Genomic DNA, 16,038 nt, shown 5'->3' with positions numbered 1-16,038 from the left:
GTTTTAAACACCTCGCCCGCACTGTTCTCTCCTGTTACCCCTGTTTCCCGAGTCTCAGGAACATGGCAACGGGTTTTCCTTGCTATCCCCCCAGTTTTTACCTTCCACTAAAAATGCAGGCTGTCGCCAATGCAGGCGTGATCCCGTGCGTAAAATCCACAAACATCCGCGATATCTGCGTAGGGAAAAAAGGAAGGGGACGTAATGTGCCGGGCAGTAGCACCCGGCGCTACCTTATTTGCTGATGTCCAGCCCGGCGGCAGTCAGCGCGTTCTGGCACTCAACCGTCGGTTTATCGACGCGTTTGAGCGTCATGCCATCAAATTCCAGTGTATTACCTTCGTGGTCGAGCGGGTAAATATCCCGTTTTTGCGTCACGTTATATAACGTGCTGCCATCACGCATCAGTTTGCCCGGTACGGCAATGACCCGCTGCCACTGACGGCAATCCAGCGTGTCCCCTTCGGGCGTGACAATCAGGCTGCCTATTGCTTCCGGGCTGACCAGTTTGCTCTGCGGGCCTGCCGATTGCCAGTAACCCGCCAGACCTGACGGTGCAGGCTGTTTTACCACCGCGTTGTAATCATCCACCTGTACGCAGCCGCTGAGCAGTAGCGCCGCGCCAATAATCACTCGCTTTTTCATTATTTATCCCGATCGCGAAGAAAAAAATATTGTGGCATTAAAGCATTATCATCGCCACCCTTCTCCGGCGCGAAGAAGTTTGATCTGCACCAGGGTTTACGCCCTTTTTGCGTTAGTTTGTCATTTGCCACGTGTATCATTCGCCTTCTTTAATTACTGCCTTCTGAGTTCAGAGGTTTTCACTATGTCATGGCAATCCTTTAAGGAGCGTTTCCTGATTCGCTTCTGGTCCCCGATTCCGGCCGTTATCGCCGCCGGTATTCTCTCCACCTACTATTTCGGCATCACTGGCACTTTCTGGGCGGTGACGGGCGAATTCACCCGCTGGGGCGGCCAGTTGTTGCAACTGGCGGGCGTTCATACAGAAGAGTGGGGATACTTCAAATTGATCCATCTGGACGGCACGCCGCTGACGCGTATTGATGGCATGATGATCATCGGTATGTTTGGCGGCTGTTTTGCCGCCGCGCTGTGGGCGAATAACGTCAAGCTACGTTTTCCGCACAGTCGCATTCGCATCGCCCAGGCCATTGCTGGCGGCATTATTGCCGGTTTCGGCGCCCGGCTGGCGATGGGCTGTAACCTTGCCGCCTTCTTCACTGGCATTCCACAATTTTCGCTGCATGCCTGGTTCTTTGCCGTTGCCACGGCGATTGGCTCATGGTTCGGCGCGCGCTTTACGCTGCTGCCCATGTTCCGCATTGCGGTAAAGATGCAGAAAGTTTCTGCCGCTTCACCGCTGACACAAAAACCGGAGCAGGCAAAACGCCGCTTCCGCATCGGTATGCTGGTGTTTATCGGCATGGTGGGCTGGGCGCTGCTGACGGCGATGAATCAGCCGAAACTGGGGCTGGCGATGCTGTTTGGTGTCGGTTTTGGTTTACTGATTGAGCGGGCGCAAATCTGCTTCACCTCCGCATTCCGCGATATGTGGATCACCGGGCGTACCATGATGGCAAAAGCGATTATTTTTGGTATGGCGGCGAGCGCGATCGGCATCTTCAGCTATGTGCAACTGGGGATGGAACCCAAAATCATGTGGGCCGGGCCGAATGCGGTACTCGGCGGGCTGCTGTTTGGCTTCGGGATTGTGCTGGCAGGCGGTTGTGAAACCGGCTGGATGTACCGCGCAGTCGAAGGTCAGGTGCATTACTGGTGGGTCGGGCTGGGCAACGTTATCGGCTCGACGATCCTGGCCTGGTTCTGGGATGACTTATCCCCTTCCCTCGCCACCCACTGGGATAAAATCAACTTGCTGAACACCTTTGGCCCGCTCGGCGGCCTGCTGGTGACCTATGCGTTGTTACTGGCCGCGCTGCTGTTTGTCATTGGCTGGGAAAAACATTTCTTTCGCCGCAAAACACCGGCGCCCGTGAAGGAGACTGCATGAACATTGTGCCCGATTACCGCCTCGATATGAGCGGTGAACCCTGCCCTTATCCGGCGGTAGCCACGCTCGAAGCGATGCCACAACTCAAAAAAGGGGAGATTCTGGAGGTGGTGAGCGACTGCCCGCAGTCAATCAATAACATTCCGCTGGATGCCCGCAACCACGGTTATACCGTGCTGGATATCCAGCAGGATGGCCCGACCATCCGCTACTTGATTCAGAAGTAACGCAACAGGCTGGCTCACCTGCAAATGGTGAGCCAGCAACCGATAACGCTCAACCGACGAAATGGTGGATCTCGCCCCACTCATCCATAAACATGCAGCGGTTGCGCCCGGTCTGCTTACCGCGATACATCGCCGCATCGGCACGTTTTGCCGCCTCGTCCAGTGACTCTTTGGCCTGGACTTTGGTTAACCCAACAGTGACCGTAATATGCAGTGCTTGATCGTCACAATTCAGGGTGGTGTCGGCAATGGTATTGCACAGCCGCAGCCCGGTCAGACAGGCATCTTTATCCGAAGGAGCACGTAGCAAAATGATAAATTCCTCACCGCCATAGCGGTACGCATTATCGTCATCGCGGATGCCGTCGCGTAATAGCTGAGCGAGACCGCGCAATACGCTATCGCCAATCAGATGGCCGTAAGTATCGTTAATATTTTTAAAGCGATCGATATCCAGTAATAACAGGTAAATATTTTGTTCCGGGGCGCGTATTAATTGCTGTACAAATGTTTCATCCAGCATTCTTCTGCCTGGCAAGCCGGTGAGAATATCGATCCCGCTGCGCATATTTAATAAATAACTTTTATAGGTTGTCACCGCGCTGGAAAACAGAGCCAGATGCTGTTTAAAGTCGGTGAAATGTTCGGCCGTCACGGTTTTATTCTGGATGGCGAGCATCATCTGGCGACCACTGTCATGCATGCGCATATGTGCCTCGCTAATTGACTGAATACATGAAGATTCCTCCTCTCCCATCGGTTGGTGATGATGCAGCCAGGTTCCAACACGACAGTGTTTATGCGCGCACGGATAAATAATATCTGGCTGTTCAAAGGCATTATTTACCACACAGGAAAACATATTCACCAGCCAGTCATAATGGGCATCAACAGAATAATTAAGATCGGCCAGAATAGTGTCAATCTGGCAAGTTTTACGGTACATAGTTGCCCTCCGCGTCAGCTAATTTTAGGGTTGCTAGTGTATGCAATTGAAGTTAGCTTTTTGTAAAGATCATTAAGACAGGGCAAGAATTAATTATTTCAGCGGGATAAATATTTACGAAAAGCGCTACGGAAGGCGGCCGCTCATTACCCAGGGCACGACATAATATTTGCCGGTGCAACGCCAGTGAGTATTTTTCATTCAAAGAGATTACCGGTTATCAGCGCCAGGCTACGGTAATTCCTCGTACCAGCGTTTTGCCCGCAGGGAAATCATTACGGGCTATATGTATTGGGATAGTGTATTGTTGCAGCCCATTCATCAGGAATTACTCTATGCCACCACGGAAAGATTCAAAAAACAATCGCAACTTTCTTACCAAATGTACCTGCCCTCACTGCGCTATGCAGTCAGAACATAGCTTCACCCGAGTCCAGAAAGGTTCAGCACTGATGTGCCCCCATTGCAGCAAGATCTTCAAGCAAGACAAACCTGCTTACGCCTGAAATCAGCAACCTCAGTGGATACCGGTCGGCATTTAACGACCGGTTTTAACGCCCGCACAAAATCCTGCCGCACATAGAGAAAAACCCCGCCAGAGCGAGGTTCTTACGTTGCCCCCATGCCACGCGAAAAGCGCCGACCGGTAGCAAAATGCAAAATCAGTCAGGCCTAAACCTGCATATTCATGATGTCCTGATAAGCAGACACCAGTTTATTACGCACCTGAACGCCCATTTGCAACGAAATGGACGATTTTTGCAGATCGGTCATCACGTCATTCAACGCCACGCCCGGTTCGCCGAGTGTGAATTTCTCTGCCTGCACACGTGCTGCGTTTTGCGTGTCGCTGATGCGATCCAGCGCAGCATGCAGTTGCCCGGCAAAGCTGATTGTCGGTTCGCTCTCCACGCTCTGATTGCGCGCAACGCCGGCAGTTGCCTGCAACTGGCTGATGACGCTTTCAATGCCCTGTATAGCCATTATTTTTCCCCGGATGGTTTGATACTGGACAAGGTTAACAGCTTGTCAATGAGATAATGGCGGTAAATAGCGACAAAAAACCAGGTTATTTGGCGCATAGAAAATTGGGAATCATCAAATAATGGCATTGCCATGTTAATGGATAAATGTCGAGTTTGCCGACCCGGGAGTCTGTTTTGTTTCTCAACTCAAATAACAACATCCACCCAGAGTTACGAGGTGCGCAATGAGTGCGACTGCAACAACTGCACCGCAGAATAAATCTCTTGAGTGGCTTAACCGCTTACGCGCGAACCCCAAAATCCCTTTAATGGTGGCCGCCGCAGCAGCCGTCGCCATCGTTGTTGCTATGGTGCTGTGGGCCAAGAGCCCGGATTACCGGACGTTATTCAGCAACTTATCCGACCAGGATGGCGGAGCCATTGTCACGCAGTTGACCCAAATGAATATCCCTTACCGCTTTGCCGATGGCAACGGAGCGATTGAAGTTCCGGCGGACAAAGTGCACGAACTGCGCTTGCGTCTGGCGCAACAGGGTCTGCCGAAAGGCGGCGCAGTGGGTTTTGAACTGCTGGATCAGGAAAAATTCGGTATCAGTCAATTTAGCGAGCAAGTGAACTACCAGCGTGCGCTGGAAGGTGAACTGGCCCGCACCATCGAAACACTTGGCCCGGTGAAAAGTGCCCGCGTGCACCTCGCCATGCCGAAACCATCGCTGTTTGTTCGCGAACAAAAATCTCCTTCCGCCTCTGTCACCGTTAATCTTCAACCGGGCCGCGCCCTGGATGACGGCCAGATCAGCGCGATAGTACATCTGGTTTCCAGCGCAGTGGCAGGTTTGCCGCCGGGTAACGTAACGGTCGTTGATCAGGGCGGTCGTCTGTTAACGCAGGCCGGGACAGCCGGTCGCGATCTGAACGACGCCCAACTGAAATATACCGCTGACGTTGAAGGCCGTATCCAGCGCCGTATCGAAGCCATCCTTGGCCCTATCGTCGGTAATGGCAACGTACACGCGCAGGTTACCGCTCAACTCGATTTCGCCAATAAAGAGCAAACGGAAGAGCAGTACAGCCCGAACGGCGGCGATCCGGCGCAGGCGGTTCTGCGTTCACGCCAGGTAAACACCAGCGAACAGATTGGCGGCCAGTATCCTGGCGGTGTTCCGGGGGCGCTCTCTAACCAGCCCGCGCCAGCGAACAGTGCGCCGATCACGACGCAGAATAACCAGCAGAATGCGCAAGGTCAGCAAGGCACCAATACCTCCACCGCGAACAGCAGCAATGTGGGGCCGCGCAACACCACGCATAACGAAACCAACAACTACGAAGTTGATCGCACCATTCGTCATACCAAGATGAATGTCGGTGATATTGAACGTCTCTCCGTTGCCGTGGTGGTGAACTACCGCACGCTGGCAGATGGTAAAACGGCCGCACTGACCGCCGATCAACTGAAACAAATTGAAGATTTAACCCGTGAGGCGATGGGTTACACCGAAAAACGCGGTGATACCCTCAACGTCGTCAACTCGCCGTTTAACGCAACGGACGATATCGGTGGTCAGCTCCCGTTCTGGCAGCAGCAGTCGTTTATCGACCAGCTGATGTCCGCAGGCCGCTGGTTACTGGTACTGATTGTTGCCTGGCTGTTGTGGCGTAAAGCGGTCCGTCCGCAACTGGTGCGCCGCCAGGAAGAAGCGAAAGCTGCACAGGAAGCTGCACAGGCACGAGCCGAAATTGAAGAGTCGGTGGAAGTTCGCCTGAGTAAAGACGAAGTGAACCAGCAGCGTCGTTCTAACCAGCGCCTGAGCGCAGAAGTGATGAGCCAGCGTATTCGCGAAATGTCAGATAACGATCCGCGCGTCGTGGCGCTGGTCATTCGCCAGTGGATGAATAACGAACATGAGCAATAATCTTTCCGGAACAGACAAAAGTGTCATCTTGCTGATGACCATCGGCGAAGACCGCGCAGCAGAGGTGTTTAAACACCTCTCTGCCCGCGAAGTTCAGCATCTGAGTACCGCGATGGCCAGCGTGCGTCAAATCTCCAACAAACAGTTGATGGACGTATTGCAGGAGTTTGAGAACGAAGCGGAACAGTTCGCGGCGCTGAACATCAACGCCAACGACTACCTGCGTTCGGTGCTGGTCAAAGCGTTGGGCGAAGAGCGTGCTTCCAGCCTGCTGGAAGATATTCTCGAAACCCGCGATACCACCAGCGGCATCGAAACGCTCAACTTTATGGAACCGCAGAGCGCCGCCGACCTTATTCGCGACGAACATCCGCAGATCATCGCCACTATTCTTGTGCACCTCAAACGTTCTCAGGCGGCAGATATTCTGGCGCTGTTTGACGAGCGCATGCGCCATGACGTGATGCTGCGTATCGCCACCTTCGGCGGCGTACAGCCTGCCGCGCTGGCGGAACTGACCGAAGTACTGAACAACCTGCTCGACGGCCAGAACCTCAAACGCAGCAAAATGGGCGGCGTGAGAACGGCAGCCGAGATCATCAACCTGATGAAAACCCAGCAGGAAGAAGCGGTTATTACTGCGGTTCGCGAGTTCGACGGCGAACTGGCACAGAAAATTATCGACGAGATGTTCCTGTTCGAAAACCTGGTGGACGTGGACGACCGCAGTATCCAGCGCCTGCTGCAGGAAGTGGACTCCGAGTCCCTGCTTATCGCCCTCAAAGGCGCCGAGCAGCCGCTGCGCGAGAAGTTCCTGCGCAACATGTCCCAGCGTGCTGCCGATATCCTGCGCGACGACCTCGCCAACCGTGGCCCGGTGCGTCTGTCTCAGGTGGAAAACGAACAGAAAGCGATCCTGCTTATTGTTCGTCGTCTGGCGGAAACCGGCGAGATGGTAATTGGCAGCGGCGAGGATACCTATGTCTAACGAATTGCCCTGGAAAGTCTGGACGCCGGACGATCTGGCACTCCCGCAGGCTGCCGAGTTCGCTCCCCTGCTGATGAACGAGAGTGCATCAGAAGACGCCGACGAGGAAGAAGACGTCTTATCCGAGGAGCAAAAACAGCAGCAGCAACTGGCACAGATCCAGATGCAGGCTCACGACGCGGGTTACAACGCTGGACTCGCGGAAGGACGTAAAGCGGGACACGATGTCGGTTACCAGGAAGGGCTGGCACAGGGCCAGGAGCAAGGGCTGAATCTGGCTCGCCAGCAGCAGGCTCCACTTCATGCGCGGATGCAACAACTGGTCAGTGAATTCCAGTACACCCTGGATGCGCTCGACAGCGTGATTGCCTCCCGTCTGATGCAGATGGCGCTGGAAGCCGCTCGCCAGGTGCTGGGACAAACGCCCTGTGTCGATAACAGTGCGCTGATCAAACAGATTCAACTGCTGTTGCAGCAGGAGCCGCTGTTCAGCGGCAAGCCACAACTGCGCGTTCACCCGGACGATCTGCAACGGGTAGAAGAGATGCTCGGCGCGACGTTAAGCCTGCACGGCTGGCGTCTGCGCGGCGACCCAACGCTGCATCCGGGCGGCTGTAAAGTTTCCGCCGATGAAGGCGATCTTGATGCCAGCGTTGCAACGCGCTGGCAGGAACTGTGCCGTCTGGCGGCGCCGGGAGTGATTTGATGACTGCGCGCTTGACCCGCTGGCTGACAACGCTTGATAACTTTGAAGCCAAAATGGTGCAGCTCCCTTCTGTGCGCCGTTACGGGCGACTGACCCGCGCTACCGGCCTGGTGCTGGAAGCCACCGGTTTGCAGTTGCCGCTGGGCGCAACCTGCATCATTGAACGTCAGGAAGGCGGCGAAACCCACGAAGTGGAAAGTGAAGTGGTCGGCTTCAACGGTCAACGCCTGTTTCTGATGCCGCTGGAAGAAGTCGAAGGGATTTTGCCCGGCGCGCGCGTTTATGCACGCGGTGCGGTGGGCGATGGTCTACAGAGCAGCAAACAGTTGCCGCTCGGCCCTGCCCTGCTGGGACGCGTGCTCGACGGTGCAGGTAAACCGCTCGACGGCCTGCCTGCGCCCGATACCGGGGAAACGGGCGCGTTGATGACGCCGCCGTTTAACCCGTTGCAACGTACGGCGATCGAGCATGTGCTTGATACTGGCGTGCGCGCCATTAACGCCCTGCTGACGGTAGGTCGTGGTCAACGTATGGGGCTGTTTGCCGGTTCCGGCGTCGGTAAGAGTGTGCTGCTTGGCATGATGGCGCGTTATACCCAGGCTGACGTGATTGTCGTGGGGCTTATTGGTGAACGTGGCCGTGAAGTTAAAGATTTTATCGAGAACATCCTTGGCGCTGACGGTCGCGCCCGTTCTGTAGTGATCGCCGCGCCAGCGGATGTTTCTCCATTGTTGCGTATGCAGGGCGCTGCCTACGCCACGCGCATTGCTGAAGATTTCCGCGACCGCGGTCAGCATGTGCTTCTGATCATGGACTCTCTGACGCGTTATGCCATGGCGCAGCGTGAAATTGCGCTGGCGATCGGCGAACCGCCAGCAACCAAAGGTTATCCTCCTTCTGTCTTCGCCAAATTACCGGCGCTGGTGGAACGTGCGGGGAACGGCATTCACGGCGGCGGCTCGATCACCGCTTTTTATACCGTCCTCACCGAAGGGGATGACCAGCAAGATCCTATCGCGGATTCTGCGCGCGCGATTCTTGATGGACATATCGTACTTTCCCGCCGTCTGGCGGAAGCCGGTCATTATCCGGCGATTGATATTGAAGCCTCCATCAGCCGTGCAATGACCGCGCTAATTACTGAACAACATTACGCAAGGGTCCGGAATTTCAAACAGTTGCTGTCTAGCTTCCAACGAAATCGCGATCTGGTGAGCGTTGGCGCGTATGCGCGAGGCAGTGACCCAATGCTGGATAAAGCTATTGCATTGTGGCCGCAGCTTGAAGCCTTTCTGCAACAGGGCATCTTCGAACGTGCCGGGTGGGAAGATTCTATACAGTCTTTAGAGCTGATCTTCCCGACAGTATAAGGTAGTGGAGAGCTGACTTTATGACGCAAAACAGCGCATTAACGACGCTAAAAGATCTGGCTGAGAAAGAGGTTGACGACGCGGCACTGAAGTTGGGTGAAATGCGTCGCAACTGCCAGCAGGCGGAAGAGCAGTTGAAAATGCTGATCGACTATCAGCATGAGTATCGCAACAGTCTGAATAACAACATGAGCCAGGGCATTGATAATCAGCGCTGGCAAAATTATCAGCAATTTATTCAGACGCTGGAAAAAGCCATCGATCAGCATCGTAAGCAATTGATGCAATGGAACGAGAAAGTCGATATCGCTCTGGGTTGCTGGCGAGAGAAGAAACAGCGCTTACAGGCCTGGCAAACGCTGCAAGAGCGGCAAAGCGCAGCAGCATTACTGGCGGAAAACCGCCTCGATCAGAAAAAAATGGATGAGTTTGCACAACGCGCATCCCTGAGGAAAATAGAATGATCACCTTGCCAAAACTGGTAGTAACTGAATCCGATACCGCCACCAGCGCGCAGACAGGCAAAGCGGGCGGCGATTCGGCACAAGATTTCCTCGCCCTGCTTACCGGCGCGATGTCCGGCACGCAGGGACAAACCCAGGAGAACGGGGAACCGCTGACGCTTGCTGATTTACAGGCTGCGCTGGCAAGCGGCAAGCTGGCGAAAGGCAACCTGACCGCAGCCACCGGTGAAGATGCACAAACGCCCGCGCAGAAACTTGCGGATCTGCTTGCGCGTCAGATTGCCAAACGCGATGTCACCGCCGGGGCGACGGAAAGTACAGCCACCACTGCTGATATGCAAAAACTCTTGTCTGGCCTGACGCCTGCCGCGAAAAGCGATGTTCTCGCCGCGCTGAACAAAACGGCGCAAAGCGGCGATGAGAAGAGTGATGCAACCGATGACGAACTGGCAGGCCTCAGCGCATTGATGGCGATGCTGCCGCATCAGCAAACTGCGCAGCTGAGTGCTTCCGCGACGGCGAAATCGACCAGCGTCAGCACGCAAGATGTTGCCGCAGCCGCTAACCGCGCGCTGAACAGCGGCTCACTCTCGACCGCAGCCGATACCGATCTATCACGTAGCGCCGCGAAGAATGATCCGGGCGCGAACACGCCTTTCCAGGTGGCTGACAATTCACAGCAGGCCGCAGTACTGGCCGCGGCCAGCGCCACGAAGAAAGATAGCGACAATGCGCTGCAAACCACCAACACCACGGTTAGCGTGGCGCCGGTGACCACCAGCGCCAGCGCGGCCCAGGCCAGCTCGCCTGTGGCGGCACCGGTTGTCAGCGCGCCGCTGGGTAGCCATGAATGGCAGCAGAATATCAGCCAGCACGTCACGCTGTTCACTCGCCAGGGCCAGCAGACGGCTGAACTGCGTTTGCATCCGGAAGATCTGGGCCAGGTGCAGATCTCCATCAAGCTGGAAGATAACCAGGCGCAGCTGCAAATGGTTTCGGCGCACAGCCACGTTCGTCAGGCACTGGAAGCCGCGTTACCGACGCTGCGTACGTCTCTGGCTGAAAGCGGTATTCAGCTTGGGCAGAGCAGCATCAGCAGCGAAAGCTTCACCGGCCAGCAGCAACAGCAGGCCTCACAGCAGCAACACGCTTCACGTTCGGGTTCCGGCGATGTTTTTGGTTCCGACGATGATACAGCCATCGTGACGCCAGCAAGCTTACAGTCTGTGGCTCGCGGTAACGGCGCTGTAGACATCTTTGCCTAAACGCCAGAGGTAGCATGATTATCCCCGTCTTTTCCGCGCTTTGACGCGCGCAGGACACGGGATAATCACCTCATAAGCAGTACTAACAGGAAGCCCGTATCTAATGACTGACTCCGCTATTAATAAAAAACGTAAGCGCTCTATCTGGATCCCGCTGCTGGTGTTAATCACCCTCGCGGCATGCGCCACAGCTGGCTATAGTTACTGGCGTATGCAACAGAAACCTGCGGCAAGCGCAAAAGCGGAAGCTCCGCCCCCGCCAGCGCCGGTTTTCTTCGCGCTGGACACCTTTACTGTGAACCTGGGCGATGCCGATCGTGTGCTGTATGTGGGCATTACGCTGCGTCTGCACGACGACGCAACGCGCGCCAGACTGAGTGAATATTTGCCGGAAGTGCGTAGCCGCTTGTTACTGTTGTTCTCTCGTCAGAATGCACAACAGCTTGCAACCGATGAGGGTAAACAGGCGCTTGCTACCGCGATTAAAGAGACGCTTGCAACGCCGTTAGTGCCAGGACAGCCGAAGCAGGAAGTCACTGACGTTCTTTATACAGCTTTCATTTTGCGGTAAAGACATGGGCGATAGTATTCTTTCTCAGGCCGAAATCGATGCGCTGCTCAATGGCGACAGCGATAAGAGTGATGATCCGAAACCGGGTATGGGCGGCGATAGCGATATTCGCCCCTATGACCCGAATACCCAGCGCCGCGTGGTGCGTGAGCGTCTGCAAGCGCTGGAGATCATCAATGAACGTTTTGCGCGTCAGTTTCGCATGGGGTTGTTCAACTTGCTGCGTCGTAGCCCGGATATCACCGTTGGCGCGATCCGCATTCAGCCCTATCACGAGTTTGCGCGTAACTTACCCGTTCCGACCAACCTTAACCTGATCCACCTGAAACCGCTGCGCGGCACAGGCCTGTTTGTCTTCTCGCCGAGCCTGGTGTTTATCGCCGTGGATAACCTGTTCGGTGGTGATGGACGCTTCCCGACGAAAGTGGAAGGCCGTGAGTTTACGCACACTGAACAACGCGTGATCAACCGCATGCTCAAACTGGCGCTTGAAGCGTACAGCGATGCATGGAAGGCCATTAACCCGCTGGACGTAGAGTATGTACGTTCTGAAATGCAGGTTAAGTTTACCAACATTACTACGTCGCCGAATGATATCGTCGTCAATACGCCGTTCCACGTGGAAATCGGCAACCTGACCGGTGAATTCAACATCTGTCTGCCTTTCAGCATGATAGAGCCGCTGCGCGAGATGCTGGTGAACCCGCCGCTGGAAAACTCACGCACCGAAGACCAGAACTGGCGTGACAATTTAGTGCGTCAGGTTCAGCACTCCGAGCTGACTTTGATTGCCAATTTCGCGGATATTCCCCTGCGCCTGTCGCAGATACTTAAGCTCCAGCCCGGCGATGTGCTGCCGATTGATAAACCCGATCGCATTATCGCTCATGTGGACGGCGTACCGGTTCTTACCAGCCAGTACGGTACAGTCAATGGACAATATGCGTTACGTGTAGAGCACCTGATAAACCCGATTTTGAATTCGCTGAATGAGGAACAGCCCAAATGAGTGATATGAACAATCCGTCCGATGACAACAACGGAGCAGTGGACGATCTGTGGGCTGACGCGTTGAACGAACAAAAAACCTCGACTGGCAGTAAAAGCGCGGCTGATGCCGTGTTCCAGCAGCTTGGCGGCGGTGATGTTGGCGGCAATCTCCAGGATATCGACCTGATTATGGATATCCCGGTCAAGCTGACGGTCGAACTCGGCCGTACGCGGATGACCATTAAAGAGCTGCTGCGTCTGACGCAGGGTTCCGTAGTCGCCCTTGACGGGCTGGCGGGCGAGCCACTGGATATCCTGATTAACGGCTATCTGATTGCGCAGGGTGAAGTGGTTGTCGTCGCCGATAAATACGGTGTGCGTATTACCGATATCATCACCCCGTCTGAGCGTATGCGTCGTCTGAGCCGTTGAGCCGAGCATGAAAACACAGGCCACGGTTTCCCAACCGTCTGCCATTTCCGGTTCGCCGTTGCTGCAAGTCAGCGGCGCACTGTTTGGCATTATCGCGGTGATCCTTGTCGCCGCGTGGCTGGCAAAACGCCTCGGCTTTGGCGGCAAAACCGCCGGCGCCAGGGGCTTAAAAGTGACGGCCAGCGCTTCTGTCGGCACGCGTGAACGCGTAGTGATTGTCGATGTTGAAGATGCACGTCTGGTGCTCGGCGTGACTCCCACCCAAATAAACCTGTTGCACAAACTTCCTCCTGCGCCTGCTGAAAGTGAAGACGTGAACGACAAAAATGCGGATTTCCAGTCCGTGATGAAGAATTTGCTTAAGCGTTCCGGGAGATCCTGATGCGCCGTTTGTTACCCCTTGTGCTGGCTGGTTTATGGCTGGTTACACCTGCCGCTTTCGCTCAACTGCCCGGCCTTATTAGCCAGCCGCTGGCTAACGGCGGCCAGAGCTGGTCGCTGCCGGTGCAGACGCTGGTGTTTATCACCTCCCTCACCTTCCTGCCGGCAATTTTGTTGATGATGACCAGCTTCACCCGCATCATCATTGTGTTTGGCCTGCTGCGAAATGCATTGGGTACACCCTCCGCGCCGCCAAACCAGGTACTGCTTGGGCTGGCGCTGTTTTTGACCTTTTTCATTATGTCGCCGGTTATCGACAAGATTTATACCGACGCCTATCAGCCGTTCAGTGAAAACAAGATTTCCGTGGACGTGGCGCTGGAACGCGGCGCGCAGCCGCTACGTGAATTTATGCTGCGCCAGACCCGGCAAGCCGATCTGGCGCTGTTTGCCCGCCTCGCCAATGAGCCACCCATTCAGGGGCCGGAAGCCGTACCCATGCGGATTTTGCTGCCAGCTTATGTGACCAGTGAGTTGAAAACGGCTTTCCAGATAGGTTTTACGATTTTTATCCCGTTCCTGATTATTGACCTGGTGATCGCCAGCGTACTGATGGCGCTGGGGATGATGATGGTGCCACCCGCGACCATCGCCCTGCCGTTCAAGCTGATGCTCTTCGTGCTGGTGGATGGCTGGCAATTACTCGTCGGCTCGCTGGCGCAAAGCTTTTACAGTTAGGAGTAAAGCATGACACCCGAATCGGTCATGATGATGGGCACCGAGGCGATGAAAGTGGCTCTCGCACTCGCTGCCCCACTGCTGTTGGTTGCGCTGATCACGGGTCTGGTGATCAGTATCTTGCAGGCTGCAACGCAGATCAACGAAATGACGCTCTCCTTTATCCCGAAAATCATCGCCGTGTTTATCGCGATTGTGGTTGCCGGGCCGTGGATGCTGAATTTGCTGCTTGATTATGTGCGCACCCTGTTCAACAACATTCCTTATATCATCGGGTAAACCCGCTTATGCTGAACGTCACCAGCGACCAGTGGCTCCACTGGATCAGTATGTATTTCTGGCCGCTGCTGCGCGTGATGGCGCTGATTATGACCGCGCCGATCCTCAGTGAAACACGTATCCCGCGTCGCATTAAAGTTGGGCTGGGGATTGTCATTACCGTAGTCATCGCACCGACACTGCCACCAACACCCGATGTCGCCATTTTTTCACCACCAGCGCTGTGGCTGGCGTTACAGCAAATTCTGATTGGCGTCGCGCTCGGTTTTACCATGCAGTTTGCTTTTGCCACTATCCGTACCGCCGGTGAACTGATTGGCCTGCAGATGGGTCTCTCCTTCGCCACCTTTGTCGATCCTACCAGCCATCTAAACATGCCAGTGCTGGCGCGTATTCTCGATATGCTGGCGATGCTGCTGTTCCTCACCTTCAATGGACATCTTTGGCTGATTTCCATGCTGGTGGACACCTTCCACACGCTGCCTATCGGCGGCAATCCTGTAAACAGTAACGCGTATCTGGCGCTAACCCGCTCGGCGGGAATGATTTTTCTCAATGGCCTGATGCTGGCATTACCGGTTATCACCCTGCTACTGACCATTAACCTGTCACTCGGTTTGCTAAACCGCATGGCTCCTCAGTTATCGGTGTTTGTCATTGGTTTTCCGGTGACATTAAGCGTAGGTATTTTGCTGATGGCGGTGATGATGCCGTTGCTTGCACCTTTCTGTGAACGATTATTCAGCGAGTTTTTCAATCTGTTAGCGGAAATTGTCAGCGAACTGCCGCAGAATACTAATCCGTAGCTTTGGTATTGTCTTTGTAAGGATAATCCTAAAGTGAAATTTGCAAAACATCTTCCAACATATATCTGGCGCGGCTTATTTGTTTTTAGCCGTCTCACAGAACACAACATTTACTTTACTTTGAGATGATTCCTGGCAAATTATACGTAACTTTACGGGATAGTGGATTCGCCTGAAGTCTTCATCCTGCACTTCAGTAATATTAAGTTTTTCCTGTATGGCTTCGGAAGCTTCTGGCGGGTGGTGAATTATCGTTACGCATTGAGTGAGGGTATGCCATGTCAACGATTATTATGGATTTATGCAGTTATACCCGGTTGGGATTAACAGGGTATCTGACGAGCCGGGGGGTAAAAAAACGAGAAATCAACGATGTACAAACAGTTGATGAACTCGAATCAGCTTGCGCCACACTTCAGCCATCCGTGGTGTTTATTAATGAAGACTGCTTTATCCATGACCCAAGCAGCAGTCAACACATTAAGCAAGTCATTAATCAACATCCCCGAACACTGTTTATCGTGTTTATGGCGATAGCCAATATTCATTTCGATGAATATCTTTTGGTCCGTAAAAATTTATTGATTAGTTCTAAATCAATCAAGCCTGAGTCGCTGGACAATATTCTGGGAGATTATCTGAGTAAGGAGAAAAAAAGCGTCGGAACCATTAATTTACCCACGCTTTCATTGAGCCGTACAGAGTCCAGCATGTTGAAAATGTGGATGTCCGGGCAAGATACGATCCAAATATCGGATCAAATGAATATCAAAGCCAAGACGGTATCATCACATAAAGGCAATATAAAAAGAAAAATAAAAACACATAATAAACAAGTTATTTACCATGTCGTACGTCTTACCGACAATGTCACGACAGGTATATTTGTTAATATGCGTTAGAAAGTAGTATTTTTTTTCACCCTCCCTGGCAGGAGGGCG

20 protein-coding genes are annotated in these 16,038 nt (G+C 54.0%); 17 read left to right on the top strand and 3 right to left on the bottom strand.

Annotated features, from left to right (window positions below; genetic code table 11):
* Positions 1–234: 234 nt before the first annotated feature.
* Positions 235–645: a lipoprotein YedD gene (yedD, locus tag Y71_RS10345; protein WP_007371508.1), complete on the bottom strand. Its 411-nt coding sequence runs from the start codon at positions 643–645 to the stop codon at positions 235–237.
* A 184-nt stretch (positions 646–829) separates the two neighbouring features.
* Between yedD and yedE the strand changes: the two genes are divergently transcribed.
* Positions 830–2,035, top strand: a complete 1,206-nt coding sequence (gene yedE / locus Y71_RS10340) for a selenium metabolism membrane protein YedE/FdhT (RefSeq protein ID WP_007371506.1) — start codon at positions 830–832, stop codon at positions 2,033–2,035.
* Positions 2,032–2,262, top strand: a complete 231-nt coding sequence (yedF, locus tag Y71_RS10335) for a sulfurtransferase-like selenium metabolism protein YedF (RefSeq protein ID WP_035890239.1) — start codon at positions 2,032–2,034, stop codon at positions 2,260–2,262. Before yedE ends, yedF begins: the two co-directional genes overlap by 4 nt.
* A gap of 49 nt (positions 2,263–2,311) precedes the next feature.
* On the opposite strand, the gene Y71_RS10330 is transcribed toward yedF, so the two are convergent.
* On the bottom strand, positions 2,312–3,208 hold the full coding sequence (locus tag Y71_RS10330; protein WP_007371504.1) for a diguanylate cyclase: 897 nt from the start codon (positions 3,206–3,208) through the stop codon (positions 2,312–2,314).
* Positions 3,209–3,543: 335 nt separating this feature from the next.
* Here Y71_RS10330 and Y71_RS30685 point away from each other — a divergent pair, with 335 nt between their 5' ends.
* Complete coding sequence (locus Y71_RS30685; protein WP_216637202.1) at positions 3,544–3,714, top strand: YnfU family zinc-binding protein; 171 nt, start codon at positions 3,544–3,546, stop codon at positions 3,712–3,714.
* A gap of 166 nt (positions 3,715–3,880) precedes the next feature.
* Here Y71_RS30685 and fliE read toward each other — a convergent pair whose 3' ends face one another.
* Positions 3,881–4,195: a flagellar hook-basal body complex protein FliE gene (gene fliE / locus Y71_RS10325; RefSeq protein WP_233218389.1), complete on the bottom strand. Its 315-nt coding sequence runs from the start codon at positions 4,193–4,195 to the stop codon at positions 3,881–3,883.
* Between the two features lie 223 nt (positions 4,196–4,418).
* Between fliE and fliF the strand changes: the two genes are divergently transcribed.
* The 14 genes from fliF (at position 4,419) to rcsA (ending at position 15,999) form a co-directional block, all read left to right on the top strand.
* Entirely contained in the window at positions 4,419–6,107 is a 1,689-nt protein-coding gene (gene fliF, locus Y71_RS10320; protein WP_007371499.1) for a flagellar basal-body MS-ring/collar protein FliF, read from the top strand.
* Positions 6,097–7,095 (top strand): flagellar motor switch protein FliG, encoded by a 999-nt coding sequence (fliG, locus tag Y71_RS10315; RefSeq protein WP_007371498.1) that lies wholly within the window; start codon positions 6,097–6,099, stop codon positions 7,093–7,095. Before fliF ends, fliG begins: the two co-directional genes overlap by 11 nt.
* Entirely contained in the window at positions 7,088–7,801 is a 714-nt protein-coding gene (fliH, locus tag Y71_RS10310; RefSeq protein ID WP_007371497.1) for a flagellar assembly protein FliH, read from the top strand. The genes fliG and fliH overlap by 8 nt, the downstream gene beginning before the upstream one ends.
* On the top strand, positions 7,801–9,171 hold the full coding sequence (fliI, locus tag Y71_RS10305; RefSeq protein ID WP_007371496.1) for a flagellar protein export ATPase FliI: 1,371 nt from the start codon (positions 7,801–7,803) through the stop codon (positions 9,169–9,171). Before fliH ends, fliI begins: the two co-directional genes overlap by 1 nt.
* Positions 9,172–9,191: 20 nt before the next feature.
* Positions 9,192–9,635, top strand: coding sequence for a flagellar export protein FliJ (gene fliJ, locus Y71_RS10300; RefSeq protein WP_007371495.1), 444 nt, complete (start codon positions 9,192–9,194; stop codon positions 9,633–9,635).
* Positions 9,632–10,900 carry a flagellar hook length control protein FliK gene (gene fliK / locus Y71_RS10295; RefSeq protein WP_007371494.1) on the top strand — a complete coding sequence of 423 codons (1,269 nt, stop codon included), beginning with the start codon at positions 9,632–9,634 and terminating at the stop codon, positions 10,898–10,900. The genes fliJ and fliK overlap by 4 nt, the downstream gene beginning before the upstream one ends.
* A 103-nt stretch (positions 10,901–11,003) precedes the next feature.
* Positions 11,004–11,471 (top strand): flagellar basal body-associated protein FliL, encoded by a 468-nt coding sequence (fliL, locus tag Y71_RS10290; RefSeq protein WP_007371493.1) that lies wholly within the window; start codon positions 11,004–11,006, stop codon positions 11,469–11,471.
* A 4-nt stretch (positions 11,472–11,475) separates the two neighbouring features.
* Positions 11,476–12,480 carry a flagellar motor switch protein FliM gene (gene fliM / locus Y71_RS10285; protein ID WP_007371492.1) on the top strand — a complete coding sequence of 335 codons (1,005 nt, stop codon included), beginning with the start codon at positions 11,476–11,478 and terminating at the stop codon, positions 12,478–12,480.
* The gene (fliN, locus tag Y71_RS10280) at positions 12,477–12,893 is read left to right on the top strand and encodes a flagellar motor switch protein FliN (RefSeq protein WP_007371491.1); all 417 of its coding nucleotides are present in this window, start codon (positions 12,477–12,479) and stop codon (positions 12,891–12,893) included. The genes fliM and fliN overlap by 4 nt, the downstream gene beginning before the upstream one ends.
* A gap of 7 nt (positions 12,894–12,900) precedes the next feature.
* Positions 12,901–13,275 (top strand): flagellar biosynthetic protein FliO, encoded by a 375-nt coding sequence (gene fliO / locus Y71_RS10275; protein WP_007371490.1) that lies wholly within the window; start codon positions 12,901–12,903, stop codon positions 13,273–13,275.
* Complete coding sequence (gene fliP / locus Y71_RS10270) at positions 13,275–14,012, top strand: flagellar type III secretion system pore protein FliP (protein ID WP_007371489.1); 738 nt, start codon at positions 13,275–13,277, stop codon at positions 14,010–14,012. The genes fliO and fliP overlap by 1 nt, the downstream gene beginning before the upstream one ends.
* A 9-nt stretch (positions 14,013–14,021) precedes the next feature.
* Positions 14,022–14,291 carry a flagellar biosynthesis protein FliQ gene (gene fliQ / locus Y71_RS10265; RefSeq protein WP_007371488.1) on the top strand — a complete coding sequence of 90 codons (270 nt, stop codon included), beginning with the start codon at positions 14,022–14,024 and terminating at the stop codon, positions 14,289–14,291.
* Between the two features lie 8 nt (positions 14,292–14,299).
* Entirely contained in the window at positions 14,300–15,097 is a 798-nt protein-coding gene (fliR, locus tag Y71_RS10260) for a flagellar biosynthetic protein FliR (RefSeq protein WP_007371487.1), read from the top strand.
* 278 nt (positions 15,098–15,375) lie between these two features.
* Complete coding sequence (gene rcsA, locus Y71_RS10255) at positions 15,376–15,999, top strand: transcriptional regulator RcsA (protein WP_007371486.1); 624 nt, start codon at positions 15,376–15,378, stop codon at positions 15,997–15,999.
* Positions 16,000–16,038: the final 39 nt, after the last annotated feature.

Origin of the sequence: Kosakonia radicincitans DSM 16656 (assembly GCF_000280495.2) — a bacterium.
Classification (GTDB): domain Bacteria; phylum Pseudomonadota; class Gammaproteobacteria; order Enterobacterales; family Enterobacteriaceae; genus Kosakonia; species Kosakonia radicincitans.
Note: the sequence above shows the minus strand (reverse complement) of the source record. Positions and strands in the feature narration are given on the sequence as shown.

What these genes read in the sequence shown, in the direction of transcription:
- yedD (WP_007371508.1), bottom strand. Translation starts at nt 645, where the DNA reads ATGAAAAAGCGAGTGATTATTGGCGCGGCGCTACTGCTCAGCGGCTGC.
- yedE (WP_007371506.1), top strand. Translation starts at nt 830, where the DNA reads ATGTCATGGCAATCCTTTAAGGAGCGTTTCCTGATTCGCTTCTGGTCC.
- yedF (WP_035890239.1), top strand. Translation starts at nt 2,032, where the DNA reads ATGAACATTGTGCCCGATTACCGCCTCGATATGAGCGGTGAACCCTGC.
- Y71_RS10330 (WP_007371504.1), bottom strand. Translation starts at nt 3,208, where the DNA reads ATGTACCGTAAAACTTGCCAGATTGACACTATTCTGGCCGATCTTAAT.
- Y71_RS30685 (WP_216637202.1), top strand. Translation starts at nt 3,544, where the DNA reads ATGCCACCACGGAAAGATTCAAAAAACAATCGCAACTTTCTTACCAAA.
- fliF (WP_007371499.1), top strand. Translation starts at nt 4,419, where the DNA reads ATGAGTGCGACTGCAACAACTGCACCGCAGAATAAATCTCTTGAGTGG.
- fliG (WP_007371498.1), top strand. Translation starts at nt 6,097, where the DNA reads ATGAGCAATAATCTTTCCGGAACAGACAAAAGTGTCATCTTGCTGATG.
- fliH (WP_007371497.1), top strand. Translation starts at nt 7,088, where the DNA reads ATGTCTAACGAATTGCCCTGGAAAGTCTGGACGCCGGACGATCTGGCA.
- fliI (WP_007371496.1), top strand. Translation starts at nt 7,801, where the DNA reads ATGACTGCGCGCTTGACCCGCTGGCTGACAACGCTTGATAACTTTGAA.
- fliJ (WP_007371495.1), top strand. Translation starts at nt 9,192, where the DNA reads ATGACGCAAAACAGCGCATTAACGACGCTAAAAGATCTGGCTGAGAAA.
- fliK (WP_007371494.1), top strand. Translation starts at nt 9,632, where the DNA reads ATGATCACCTTGCCAAAACTGGTAGTAACTGAATCCGATACCGCCACC.
- fliL (WP_007371493.1), top strand. Translation starts at nt 11,004, where the DNA reads ATGACTGACTCCGCTATTAATAAAAAACGTAAGCGCTCTATCTGGATC.
- fliM (WP_007371492.1), top strand. Translation starts at nt 11,476, where the DNA reads ATGGGCGATAGTATTCTTTCTCAGGCCGAAATCGATGCGCTGCTCAAT.
- fliN (WP_007371491.1), top strand. Translation starts at nt 12,477, where the DNA reads ATGAGTGATATGAACAATCCGTCCGATGACAACAACGGAGCAGTGGAC.
- fliO (WP_007371490.1), top strand. Translation starts at nt 12,901, where the DNA reads ATGAAAACACAGGCCACGGTTTCCCAACCGTCTGCCATTTCCGGTTCG.
- fliP (WP_007371489.1), top strand. Translation starts at nt 13,275, where the DNA reads ATGCGCCGTTTGTTACCCCTTGTGCTGGCTGGTTTATGGCTGGTTACA.
- fliQ (WP_007371488.1), top strand. Translation starts at nt 14,022, where the DNA reads ATGACACCCGAATCGGTCATGATGATGGGCACCGAGGCGATGAAAGTG.
- fliR (WP_007371487.1), top strand. Translation starts at nt 14,300, where the DNA reads ATGCTGAACGTCACCAGCGACCAGTGGCTCCACTGGATCAGTATGTAT.
- rcsA (WP_007371486.1), top strand. Translation starts at nt 15,376, where the DNA reads ATGTCAACGATTATTATGGATTTATGCAGTTATACCCGGTTGGGATTA.